Genomic DNA, 12,606 nt, shown 5'->3' with positions numbered 1-12,606 from the left:
GACTGTCGCCCCAATTTGTCCTACCCCTGTCCTGAGCAGACCAGCTACTTTTGTACTGTCGCTCAGCTATGGGAGCGGCACTGTAGTCATGAAAACGACATCATTTGTTCAACCACAGGGCAGTGCACCGACTATGTCGGGAACCGGAAGTAAACCGTGGTATGTGCTGGCTTTCTTTGCAATCGGTACGTTGGTTGTAGGCATGCTGACGGCCTATCTCAGCTTTTCGCTGTTCCCATTCGATCACACCTACAAGTTGCCAGGCCTTTATCCACCTCAGTGGTTGTTTTGGGTGGTTTGGTTTATTCTTTACCCTACCATGGGTTTAGCAGCGGGGCATATCTGGTTAAAACGAGATGAGTACGACATTCGGGGGGCCATGATTTTCTACCTGTCTGTCTTATTGACAAACTTCATGTTTCTACCCATTGCCAATGTATCGAAGGGAAATCCTGCCATCATGACCTTTATGGACATAAACGGCATTCTGACGGCGGTACTACTGGGATGGCTTTTTTCCAGGTACTCCCGAACGGCTTTTTACTATTTGTTGCCCTTGATTCTCTGGATGCCTATAACGGCCTTATTTAAAATTTTGTTATGGCTGTCCAACCCGTAAAACACTTAAGCGCATAAACATAAACCTGTAAACTTGTTAGAGTGTATTGGGGAATTAGGTTTGGTTCTTGTGCTGAATTCGCTTCAACATGATTTGTATATTGGCTAAATACAACCAGTTAACCGAAGATGATACGGTGTGCTCGTAGTCTTTCACTAGCCGAGCGTTGGTTGTCCAACTGATGCTCCGTTCGACAACCAACGCTCGGCAATCGGTGCAAATCCCCTGGCTGACTCAGGCCGGGAGTCATGGCTCTGTAGTTTGGCGACCACAAAGTTGATCCCCGCTACCGGTTCCTTTCAATTCCCAAACACGTTCTTAACTGTTCAGCGGTCCCCAGCCTAATCGAAGCGGTAGATGGAGAATATATCTTATAGGGTGCAATTACTAAAGCGAATCATTGCATAAGTCATTTTCAGATCTGTCAAGTAAAAGGCAGTTGTTCTATATTTATTGAACAAGTCAATTTACTAATCGTCAAGACGTTAGTTAGCATTTTATAATCAGAAAATTCGTTTACGAAACCCTCCGATTCGGATCGAGACCCCGTGCGAAAATTTTAATAGCTGTCCAATGCTATCTGTCACATACACTCACCAAATGGAGTATACACAATCTACGTTCGGGGAACCCTTCTTTAAGACAAACGGACTAAGTAATTGAGAAGAATCGGTTTATTCAGGCAGACCAATCTTTCGAATTTGCAAAAAATCGTTTCCGTTTCGGTCTTTACTATATTGATTGAAAACCAATAAATGATCACGAGGGGAAAAAGAAGGAGCGCCTATGATTTTTCCGTTCTCGCTGCTGGTAAGTTTTGTAGAAACCCCTTTTATCAGATCGAAAAGATAAACAGAATTTTGAGCCACATACGCTATCTTGTTGCCTTCTTTATTCAGATTAAAAGAGTAGTCAATGGAAAAATTATTATTGGTCAAAAACCTCAAATTCCCTGTATTTCCCTCAATTTCAACAAGTTGACTATACTCATTCTGGCCCTTCGCCAACGCGTAAATAAATTTCCCATCAGGGCTTGAACGCAACCAATGCCGGGTATCCGAAAGCCCTTTTTCAGAATAAGTAAGCCGTCTTTGGTGTATACCTTTTGGTACACGAGGACCTTCTCCAGCTTTTCCAACGGCAGCAAAATCCATTAAAATCTTCTCCGGATCAATATCGACAATGAAAACCTCTGTGATTTGTTTGCCTTCTTTGTTTAAAACGTTGCCCTGAAAAGCAATAGCATATGGCATATGCGCTCCTGATTGCCGTGTGTATCCGTTTTGCCCTATCCAACACTCGTCAAACGCCTTATTAATTTCGTCAGAACCAGGCTTAGGATTACTCAATACAGTCGTTACAATCGATGAATACATTATTCCATCATTGTTTCCTTTGGCAGAATCTACTTTAACTCCTGGAGAGAATGGGAGCATGATTCCCACCATTCGCAGGTTTGGCTCTATTAATTCATCGTTATACGTAAAACTTATGAATTTTCCGTCACCGCTCCAGCAGTGAGAATGCGTTCCGCCCCGGAGTGAGCCGGGCGTATAAGGAAAATGTATGTCTCTGGCATCATAGTAGAACGGGCTGTACGGAGAGTTAATATCAATGCCGACACCGGTTCTTCGGGACATGGCATATGGTTTGCCAGCATTCGCATCAGACAATCCATGAATAAAAATTACTCTATTATCCACCGGACTAAAAGATACTGCTCCTACACCCGGTCCATAAATGGTCTGGTTGGAGGTTTTGTAAATGATCTTTTCTTCGCCGGTTTTGACGTTTACGATACCTATGGTTGAATTTTCTCCAATTTTAGTATCATCATTCCTGCCATCAAAAACAATCCATTGTCCATCTTTCGAAAACACACCATTGTGGTGCAACGTGTGACCTGCTGACAAAACTGTCAGGCTACTACTAGTTAATGTCATACAACTATTTAACAAAACAAGAGTGATAAGCCAAAGCCATTTCAACAGAATACGCATTTTTCCTTTCCTGATTAGCTACGTTTGAAAGTCCTACCTGTTGCATCGCTCATGTACAACAGGTAGGAATCGTCTAGTTATCTCAGCGTCAACTTTTAAATTTTGCTTCTGATTTTTCTAAAGTCTGCTATTCTATGGAATGTCAAATAATTAGCATCATGATTGTTCTTCGCATTGGAATTCCCATCGAAATAGGCAGTTCGGGAAAGAACAATAATATCATTCCCTTCAAATGACCAGTCTACATACTGGAATCCGTGATTAATGACATCTTCGTGTTCCAGGATAACCTTTACATCCTCCCATTTTTTTAAATCCGTGGAGCTTTTCAGCATCAGGACATTCCGGAAGCCAGATGGGTTACGCTCGGGAAACTGCTTCCGGTATTTATCGGGAATTGCATTGGCCAGGGTCCAATATTTTTTACTGAGTGTATCGTACTTTATCACAAACTTTTTACTACCGCCGTCAAACGGTATGAAACCGGAATTAGGATCAAAGGAAAGCGTTTTACCGTCGGCGGCTATTGATACCATGGCCGCTTTCTCATCAGGCGACTTTTTGTTGGCCACTCTGAGCATATCCCACATTTTCTGGTCTTTATCAACCACAAAGTTACCTTCCAGCCACCCGGCAAAATCACCCTTATTAAATGTGCTGTCATACAAAATAGGGGCACTGGTTTGCCAGGATTTTGAATTCATGAGGTCCGCATCTACAGGCGCTGACATGACCATTGCACCGTATCGTTTGCCCCATTCCAATATAGGTCCATGTGCCGTTTCCATCGGTCTCCAGAGTCGACCATTGTATACTACCACAGGCATGGGCGCACAGTGGAACTCGCCGGTAAGGAGCACCCCGTTTTCTTTATTCGTTGGTTCAGTCCAGGTTTTTCCTCCGTCAACTGACTTTCGTATGAGAACGGTGCCATGGTGCCTATCCGGCCCTAAAAGATACAGTTCGCCTTTATGAACGAACAATGAACTCCAGAATGCCCCCCTGATTTCGGCTAAATAACGCCAGGTTTTTCCTTTGTTATTAGACGTATATATGCGGGAGGCAGCCTGCTGCCATTCAGAACTTTTTGGTCCGAAAAAATCGTGGGAAGCTACATAGTCCCCGTTCGGCAGTGTCGCTAAACTTGGAGAACCAATATATCGTTGAGATGAACTAGGTTCGTAACAAACGATAGTACCCGGAACTGTTTGAGCCAGCCCTACAAACCAACCGGCCAACAGCCAAAACAGGAGCACTACTTTACTTTTTATAGTTTTCATCCGTTTCAATAATTCGGGTTTTGTTTAATTGCCGGATCTGAATCAATTACAACCTGTGGGATAGGAAACAACAGATGAAATGGCTGAGCATTTTTGCCTCTGGCCTGGGCGTCTGAAATGAACTTTCCTGTGCGTATAAGATCCATTCGTCTATGCCCTTCATTGTAAAATTCGTGCCCTCTTTCCAGCAGGATCATTTCCCGGAAGGCTTCTTTTGTAAGAACGTTTTCCAGCTTCAGTCCTGAGAGGCCAGCTCTGGCTCTGACTTGGTTAACCAGTTGAAGAGCTTCTTCAGTAGGTCCGTTCAGTTCATTGAGTGCTTCGGCACGCGACAGGATGATGTCGGCCAACCTTATTTCGGGAATATCATTGCCATGGGCAGCCCCCACATTGTTTGGGTCAGGCCAATATTTGAATGAGCGGATGTTATCGCTGCCGCGCAGCTCAACTCGCTGATCGGAGGTATTCGTATAATAAGTAATCATCAACTCTTTTCGTTTATCAGCGGCTTCAAACGTACTGTAGAATTTGTCGTAAATCCGGAATTCATTTGGCCAGTTGAGCCACGTGGATTTAAACGTAAGTCCTACTTCAGGCGCTGATTTGAAGTTATCAGGAAACGAAACATTACTCCAGCTATTGGCCGTTACCCGATCAGAAGAAGCGATGGCTGGCCTTACCCAGATGTATTCAGGATTGTTTTCACTTTCGACTTTGAACAAATCCTTATACTGGGCATATAAAGAGTAATTTTTAAATGAGCTCAAAAACTGGGCAGAGATAGCACTTGCGTCGGTCCAGTTCTTGGTATTGAGATAGAATTTCATTAGGTAGCCAGAAGCTGCGGCTTTGTGAGCTCTATATTTCTGAGCTTCCGCGCCCGGAGTGGGTAAGTTTTCGAGGGCAAACTTCAGTTCTGTCGTTATAAACTGTTTGATCTCATCGTCAGAAGCTCTTGGTAAACTCAGTTCCTGCGACGTGCTGGTTCGTAACGGTACCGTACCAAAAAAGAAATACAGTTTATAGTAACTTACTGCTCTTAGAAAACGGGCTTCGGCTTCGTAGAGGGACTTTTCAGCGGTCGACAGGTTTGAACTCGGAATGTTTTCAAGCAAAATATTGGCATTTCTTATACACTGATAATAGGAATCCCAATTCTGTATGAGAAAGTCCATGTTCGGGTCCCAGGTAAATTCTCGGTAGTTCCGTATGGTAGCCTCCACATTATCGCCACTCTGATATAAAATATCCGTCATAAATTCTTGAGGACCAAGCACATAAATAGAATTGTTGCTATTCATATTCGCAGCTTTGGCATAGGTTTCATACAGAACCGACGTTAGTCCTTCTTTTGTTTTCAGATAGTTTTCAGGAGCCAGTTGAGAAAAAACCTCTTCTTTCAAATACTCCTTGCAGCCGGTCAGGAATAGGGTTGCTGACACGAATACGCCCAGCAAAATATATCTTATGTTCTTTTCCATGATTTTCAAAGATTTAGGTTTACGCCGAATAGGATAGTTCTGGCCGTTGGAAATGCATTCCAATCGATTCTGACTCCTCCGCCGTTAGGATTTATGGATGGGTCATATCCTTTGTAATTGGTCCACATAGCTAGATTTTGCCCAGTAACAAAAACGCCCAAACCTTTCACCGCCGATTTTTTGACGGCAAAATCATAGCCTAATTTTACTGTATTAAGTCTGAGGAAATCGGTACTCTCAACCGTATACGTGTTCACCTCTTTCTTCCCCTGTCCCAGCGGATTGATAAATGATGGGTAAACGGTTGACGGGTTTGACGGGGTCCAGCGGTTTAGCAAGGGGGCTGCTAACCGGTTTCTCAGCAGGTTGGCCGGGAAATACGTATCGACCAGGTTATTGTTCAGCATTTTTGAGCCCCATACCCCATCCACGAAAATGTTAAGATTGAAACCCTTGTAGCTAAAATTATTCGTCAGTGAAGCCATAAAGCTAGGAAATGGATTGCCTATTACCTGACGGTCATCGGCATTGACAATCTTGTCGCCGTTTAAATCCCGGTACTTGAAATCGCCCGGTTTCACCACGTCTTTTGTGGCGGTTAAATCATCGCCTTGCTGCCAGATACCGTCTACGACATAGCCATAGAAGGAGTACATAGGTAGTCCTTCCTTAATAATAGCGACGTTACTGGTGCCACCTGCACTTCCGGTAAAAATATTCGTAATACCACCCAGGTCGGTTACTTTGTTGTTAAGCCAGGTCATGTTGAGCGCGGTTTCCCATTTCAGCGAGCCAGTCAGGTTGACGCTGTTGACCAATACTTCAAATCCACTGTTTCTGACAGATCCGACGTTAGTCATCATCGTAGTAAACCCGGTCGTACGTGGGATAGGCAGGTCCAGGAGCATATCGCGCGTGGTTTTGGTAAACCAGTCAAGGCTACCCGTGATTCTATTACCACGGAAACCAAAGTCGAGTCCGAAGTTTAGTTGCTCTGACGTTTCCCATTTCAGATCAGGGTTTGGTACCCTATTCGGCGTGGTGGTACTGACCTGCTGATTCCCGATAACCGCTTTTTGCCCAGTTGTATAGGTAGTTATCGACTGATAATTGCCTATAGCCTGGTTGCCTGTTTGTCCCCAACTGGACCTTAATTTTAATGATGTAATGGCGTTAATATTTTTAATAAACTCCTCATTTTCAAGCCGCCAGGCAAAAGCAAAGGAAGGAAATACGCCATACTTGTTGTTTTCACCGAAGCGAGACGAACCGTCCACTCGTAAGGAGGCCGTCAGCAAATATTTCTCGGCGATATTGTAGTTTACTCTACCCAGATAAGACAGCAAGCTGTTTCTTGACCGGCTGCTGGTCGCAATGAAACGAGTCGGATCGCCCAGGCTAAGGTTGTCTGTTTTGGTTGCATCCGAAGGAAAACCACTTGCCTGAGATGTCTGATCATTAAAGTTAAATTGTTGACCAGTAGTCCCAAGAAGAATATTCATATCCTGGTTGCCAAACCGTTTTCTGTAGTTCAGTGTCAATTCAGACAAAAGGCTACTGTTTGTTCCGGATAAAACGCTGGCAATTCCGCCGTTTGCTCTGCCTTCTATGGTTTGTCTATCTACATACGTATCCCGACGTTGCGAGGTTATGTCAGCGCCCAGGTTTAAGCGGGCGGTAAAATCCGTCAGGAATTTAACTTCGCCATACACAGTTCCTAAGGTCCGGTAAAGATTTGACGTCGACGTCTTTCCATTGGCTATGGCGAGTGGGTTATCAATGTTCATGTTCTTTGACAGCACATAGTTGTTGTCCTGATCGAAAACGGAAAGTGTAGGCTCATAGGCGATAGCTGCATAAATGATTCCCGCTCGTTCGTTCAGATCCATCCCGTTAGCCACGTAGGAATCAGCAACATAAGACGACGTAATGTTTGTGCCCACTGTAAAATTCTTGTTGGTATGCTCAAGATTGACTCTGGCACTGTATCGTTTATTGCCTGAGTTAATCAGGACGCCATCCTGATTGAAGTAATTCAGTGATGTGTAATATTTAGTGGATTTATTTCCGCCTGAAAAAGAAATGTTGTGACTTTGAATCGGTGCATTTTTGCGGTACATTAACGTTAACCAATCAGTTCCGCCCGAAAAATCGCCAATCTTTGAAGTAGCGCTTCCAGCTCCTGCGTCGATTAAACTGTTCATGACGGTCTTGTAGTCGCCAGGGCTCAACAGGTCAATATCATGCATGATGTTCTGAATCCCATAGTAGGCATCATAACTGACTTTTAGGCCGCCGTCTTTACCTCGTTTGGTCGTAATCAAAACCACCCCGTTTGCTCCTCTCGATCCGTAAATGGCCGTCGCTGAAGCATCTTTCAGGACCTCTATGGAGGCAATATCGCCAGGGTTAATCGAGTTTAATGGGTTTCTTGCGGTACGCATTCCGGTAAAATTGGCTCCGGTGCCGCTTACCGTTGATGAGTTATCGATTGGAAAGCCATCCACTACGTACAGTGGTGAATTTCCGGCATTAAGCGATCCCATTCCCCTGATGTTCACGTTAATTCCACCGCCGGGTTCTCCGCTACTCTGAACAATCTGAACTCCCGCTACTTTTCCCGCTATCAGCTGTTCGGCCGAAACATTGACTCCTTTGTTGAAATCTTTTTCGGTTACGCTCGCAACGGCTCCGGTTATATCACTCTTTTTGGCAGTTCCATAGCCGATGACAACGACATCATCTAATAACGAGGCCTTTGGCTCAAGCTCTATATCTATATTTTTTCGATTTAGAAGCTCAATCTCTTTGGTTAAAAAACCGACATAGCTCACATAAATTTTGCCTTTCAGATCGGGAACGGTAAGACTATACGCACCTTCTGAATTCGTGGTGGTTGCCAGGTTAGTACCGTTAAGTATAACCGTGGCTCCGGGCAGAGGCTCTCTGGTGTTGGCATCAATTACCTTTCCGGTAATTACATTTTGCGCTAAGGCCGTTATTGAAAACAACAGCATTAACCCTGCCAGCCGAAATTTGATCCGATTTCGATTCATGGTTTTACATTAGATAAGGTGATTCTGTTTAGGAATTGGTTACTGTTTTTTGCTAAATCACGTTTTGTTGTTCATAGGCTTACCATGTTTAACTTTATCTCCTGTGCCAATGCATTGAATTGACAGTACAGCGTGTCCAGCTTATCGTAATCGGCTGTGTTCTTTAGCTCACTCCCGTTGCGGCAAATTTGGGTGATGCCTAATCCTCGTTTTTCGAGAATATATTTCGCGCTGGCGGGATAGGTATCATGCATGACACTCATGTTTTGAGCAAAAAACTGCTGCACTTTGTCTACTTCTTCGGAGTCATCACCGTAATGATTGCACAACCAGACAATTAGCTCAGGAAAATAATTTCCCTGAATACAGGATAAACCTGCCGCATCGGCTTTCATCGAATCGACCGCATGCCCCATGTAAGCATCGTATAGGGCAAAGTCCTCAGCGTCTTTACTTGCCGCAATCTTAGCCCGCACGCTGTTTATATTTAAAGACGTGTCTTTGTGATAGTTGATACGTCCTGTCCTGACTAATTCCCCCAGAAAATCGGACCTTAAGATCCGTTTATAGGGTACAGGACATTCATAAAACCCAAGGGGAATATCGTCCGTTAATGCAAGCAATTGATTGACACGGGCTTCAAACACATCTTCAGATTCCGTTTCTTCGGCCAGCAAGCTTGTAATAACAATCACACTGTCGACTCCTGTATGGTACATTTCTTTTACAAATGCAGCCTGGTTATCCAGCGTGTCCGGGAAGGTACCTGTAGCGACTATGGGGACTCTACCATTGACTTTCTGCACGATGAACGATACGGAAGCCAACATTTCTTCTCTGGAAAGATGATACATTTCACTCGACAGGCAATTGGCAAAAAGACCGCCCGCGCCTGCTTTGAGGTAGAACTCAATCAGGTCCTCCAGAATGGTGTAGTCAATCGCATTTCCATCCTCAAATGGGGTGAGCATGACCGGTACAAATTTTTTAGTCGTCATATCGTTTATAATCTTCTTAATTTTTGCGAGATACTACCCGTGAGGAAAATCGATAAAGTACCCACTACAATAATCATATTAGCGTGCAGCGGAAATCGTAAAAAACCGTATTGATCCGGTATGAGGTAAGAAAGGCTCATCCAGCCAATAACCAGAATGCCGATTAGTGTACCCGTCAGCGCGTCTTTATTCGTAGCCTGTTTGCTGATTAAACCGAGCAAAAAGAGCCCTAACATACCTCCTGCAAATATTCCAGAAAGCGTCCACCAGACATCTAAAAGGCTTTTAACGCCTATCATCGCTATTCCGCAAAGCATACCGATTAGCCCCACTACAACCGTGGCGATGTAAAGAATTTTTAAACTGTTCTTTTCGGTCGAACTCCTGTTAACGTACCGCTTGTAGATGTCTTCGGTGAAGACGGTAGCCGAAGCGTTCATGCCGGAACTTATCGTACTCATTGCCGCAGATAGAATGGCAGAGACAATCAATCCTAAAAGACCGGTTGGAATCATATGCACCATAAAGTGCGGCATCACTTTATCGGCATAATCTGACGGCTTCATCGCGGCTGCCAATTGGACTACTTCCGGCTTGTTTATTGCCAGACTGAGTTGCTCAGAAGCTGCCTGAAGTTTAATGCTCCGGAGCAACTCCGGGTTTTGCATGTAATACGTGTACAAACAGGTACCTATGCTAAAAAACAGGAGCGATACCGGAACATAAATCCACACACAAAGCCATACCGACTTGTTGGCTTCCGCTGCGCTGGTGGCTGCGTGGTATCGCTGAACATAGTTCTGGTCCATTCCGAAATTATTCAGATTGATAAAAAAACCGTACAGCAGCACCACCCAGAACGACGAATGGACAAAATCAAACGCTGTAGTACCAAGGCTGAATTTATTCGTTGCCGACCCCATGGTAAGAATGTCGTTGAATCCCCCTGGCACTTGATTTACCACCAGATAAATAATGATAACTGCTCCCAGCGTTTTCAATATACCTTGTACGACTTCGGTCCAGATGACGGCTTCAATACCTCCCATGACGGTATAGACGACGATACAGATGCCGGTGATCACCATGATTGTCACCATACTATACCCGGTGAGTGCCTGTAAGGTCAGTGAAATGCCAAAAAAGATAGATCCGATCCGGGCTAACTGAGTGAATAAGAAACAGACCACGACATAGGTTCTGGCCCAGGTACCGAATCGCTTTTCGAGATTGGTGTAGGCAGATACTTCTCCGGTACTTCGGTAAAATGGAACAAAGTACTTCGTGGCAAACCAGGCTGCCAACGGCATAGAAAGGCTAAACACAAAAGCATTCCAGTTACCACCAAACGCTTTACCTGGAACGCCGAGAAAGGTGTTTGAACTCAGAAAGGTAGCATAAATCGATATACCGATTGCCCAGCCAGGAATCCGGCCGGCCGCCCGGGTAAATTCATCGGCTGAAGTGTTTCTTCTGGAAAAGAAAAAGCCAACCAACACCATTGCAATCAGATAGGCAATTATAATGGCAATATCCAATATGGGTAAATTAGTCATAGGCTAATTTTTTATATCGGCTATACAGAATTTCATACGTTTTTTGCTTTTCAGGATCAGGGCTGTACGTTTTTACGATCGTTGCCGCTATGGTCTTTTTAGCCGCCTGAAAACTGGGGTAAATGCCACAGGCAGTAGCGGCAAAAATAGTCGAGCCCAACGCACAGGTCTGGTCGCTATCGACTACCTGAATGTTCACGCCCATCACATTAGCCAGAACCTGCACGACATAGGGGGATTTATTGGGGATGCCACCAGTCGCTATTACTTGCTCAATCGGAACCCCGAAGGCCCTGAAACGCTCCAAAATGGCTCTTGACCCAAATGCTGTGGCTTCCACTAACGCTTTGAAGAAGTGACCTGCCTGGGTGGCGAGGCTAAAACCGTACGCTGATGCGTGAAGATCAAAATCAGCATCCGGTGTCCGTCTTCCGTTATGATAATCGGTAAATACCAGATCTGACTCTGTCACCGGTAGTTGGCGGGCTTCAGTAGTTACAAAGTCAAAGAAGTCATCATCGAGTTTAGTCGCCAGTTCCGTACTCAACTGATCGCCAATAATAAGGCGGGTTGGTTCCAGTAACAATTTTTTAAACCAGTTGAAGATATCGCCAAAGGCGGACTGTCCTGCTTCAAAACCCACCATCCCCGGATCAATGGAACCATCTACCTGGCCGCAAATACCCTCAACCAACGCTAGCTGGTCTGATGCTGGCACCACCAGCATGTCGCAAGTCGACGTTCCTATTACTTTTACCAGCGTATAGGGTGTAATTCCTGCTCCTACCGCTCCGTGATGGGCGTCAATAGCGCCAACAGTTACGATTGTGTCCGGATTAAACCCAAACTTATCTGTGAAATAGGGAGCAATCGTGCCGAAGACCTGATCGGATGTATAGGTTTCCGTATAAAACCGGTTGCTCAGCTTTTCAAATGTTGGGTCTAAAGCGTTCAGAAACGCAGCAGAAGGCAAGCCTCCAAACTCCTCATGCCACATGGCCTTATGCCCAGCGGCACAACGGTTTCTCTTTACAGCAGTTAGTTCATCGGTTCCACACAAATAGGCCGGAATCCAATCGGATTGTTCCATCCAGCTATATGCTTTCTGGAATACACGTTCGTCCGTTCGGTTGATGTGAAGAATTTTCGACCAGAACCATTCGGACGAGTATATTCCTCCGCTGTACTGAGTGTAATCCACCGCCCATTTTTTTGAAAGCGCATTTATCTCCCCAGCTTCCCTACTGGCACTATGGTCTTTCCAGAGGACAAACATGGCATTGGGGTTTTCTGAAAACTCCTCCGATAAGGCCAAAGGGCGACATTTCACATCGACTGCTACCGGTGTAGAGCCAGTCGTATTGGTCCCAATAGCCAACACATTGGCCGCGCTTTCTACGGTAAAGAGTTTGCTGAATACCTCATCAATGGACTCTATATAATCCAACGGATGCTGACGGTATTGGTCCTTTTTCGGATTGCAGTACAACCCGGCTTTCCATCGGTTAAAGTATGAAATACCGGTTGCCACCGTTTCCCCATTTTCCGGGTTGAGCAGCAATCCCCGAACGGAATCCGTACCAAAGTCCAGGCCTATGACAAATTTCTTTTTCATA

Annotated in this window: 8 protein-coding genes; 1 reads left to right on the top strand and 7 read right to left on the bottom strand. The window is 44.8% G+C overall.

What is annotated here, in order from left to right; translation table 11 throughout:
• Positions 1 to 88: 88 nt before the first annotated feature.
• Positions 89 to 619: a TspO/MBR family protein gene (locus EXU85_RS02765; protein WP_142770606.1), complete on the top strand. Its 531-nt coding sequence runs from the start codon at positions 89 to 91 to the stop codon at positions 617 to 619.
• 674 nt (positions 620 to 1,293) lie between these two features.
• On the opposite strand, the gene EXU85_RS02755 is transcribed toward EXU85_RS02765, so the two are convergent.
• The 7 genes from EXU85_RS02755 to EXU85_RS02725 form a co-directional block, all read right to left on the bottom strand.
• Entirely contained in the window at positions 1,294 to 2,619 is a 1,326-nt protein-coding gene (locus tag EXU85_RS02755; protein WP_246859409.1) for a DUF3748 domain-containing protein, read from the bottom strand.
• 95 nt (positions 2,620 to 2,714) lie between these two features.
• Complete coding sequence (locus EXU85_RS02750; protein ID WP_142770605.1) at positions 2,715 to 3,899, bottom strand: sialidase family protein; 1,185 nt, start codon at positions 3,897 to 3,899, stop codon at positions 2,715 to 2,717.
• 5 nt (positions 3,900 to 3,904) lie between these two features.
• Positions 3,905 to 5,380, bottom strand: coding sequence for a RagB/SusD family nutrient uptake outer membrane protein (locus EXU85_RS02745; RefSeq protein ID WP_142770604.1), 1,476 nt, complete (start codon positions 5,378 to 5,380; stop codon positions 3,905 to 3,907).
• A 5-nt stretch (positions 5,381 to 5,385) separates the two neighbouring features.
• A complete protein-coding gene (locus EXU85_RS02740) occupies positions 5,386 to 8,436 on the bottom strand; it encodes a TonB-dependent receptor (RefSeq protein ID WP_142770603.1) in 3,051 nt (1,016 codons plus the stop codon).
• 71 nt (positions 8,437 to 8,507) lie between these two features.
• Entirely contained in the window at positions 8,508 to 9,434 is a 927-nt protein-coding gene (locus EXU85_RS02735; protein ID WP_142770602.1) for a dihydrodipicolinate synthase family protein, read from the bottom strand.
• A 5-nt stretch (positions 9,435 to 9,439) separates the two neighbouring features.
• Entirely contained in the window at positions 9,440 to 10,990 is a 1,551-nt protein-coding gene (locus EXU85_RS02730; protein ID WP_142770601.1) for a sodium:solute symporter, read from the bottom strand.
• Positions 10,983 to 12,605, bottom strand: a complete 1,623-nt coding sequence (locus tag EXU85_RS02725; protein WP_142770600.1) for a ribulokinase — start codon at positions 12,603 to 12,605, stop codon at positions 10,983 to 10,985. Before EXU85_RS02725 ends, EXU85_RS02730 begins: the two co-directional genes overlap by 8 nt.
• Position 12,606: the final 1 nt, after the last annotated feature.

It is taken from the genome of Spirosoma sp. KCTC 42546 (genome assembly GCF_006965485.1).
In the GTDB taxonomy this organism is placed as follows: Bacteria; Bacteroidota; Bacteroidia; order Cytophagales; family Spirosomataceae; genus Spirosoma.
Note: the sequence above shows the minus strand (reverse complement) of the source record. Positions and strands in the feature narration are given on the sequence as shown.

Excerpts from the sequence above, each read along its gene's own strand:
- EXU85_RS02735 (WP_142770602.1), bottom strand. The coding sequence starts at position 9,434 with ATGACGACTAAAAAATTTGTACCGGTCATGCTCACCCCATTTGAGGAT.
- EXU85_RS02750 (WP_142770605.1), bottom strand. The coding sequence starts at position 3,899 with ATGAAAACTATAAAAAGTAAAGTAGTGCTCCTGTTTTGGCTGTTGGCC.
- EXU85_RS02745 (WP_142770604.1), bottom strand. The coding sequence starts at position 5,380 with ATGGAAAAGAACATAAGATATATTTTGCTGGGCGTATTCGTGTCAGCA.
- EXU85_RS02755 (WP_246859409.1), bottom strand. The coding sequence starts at position 2,619 with ATGCGTATTCTGTTGAAATGGCTTTGGCTTATCACTCTTGTTTTGTTA.
- EXU85_RS02725 (WP_142770600.1), bottom strand. The coding sequence starts at position 12,605 with ATGAAAAAGAAATTTGTCATAGGCCTGGACTTTGGTACGGATTCCGTT.
- EXU85_RS02730 (WP_142770601.1), bottom strand. The coding sequence starts at position 10,990 with ATGACTAATTTACCCATATTGGATATTGCCATTATAATTGCCTATCTG.
- EXU85_RS02765 (WP_142770606.1), top strand. The coding sequence starts at position 89 with ATGAAAACGACATCATTTGTTCAACCACAGGGCAGTGCACCGACTATG.
- EXU85_RS02740 (WP_142770603.1), bottom strand. The coding sequence starts at position 8,436 with ATGAATCGAAATCGGATCAAATTTCGGCTGGCAGGGTTAATGCTGTTG.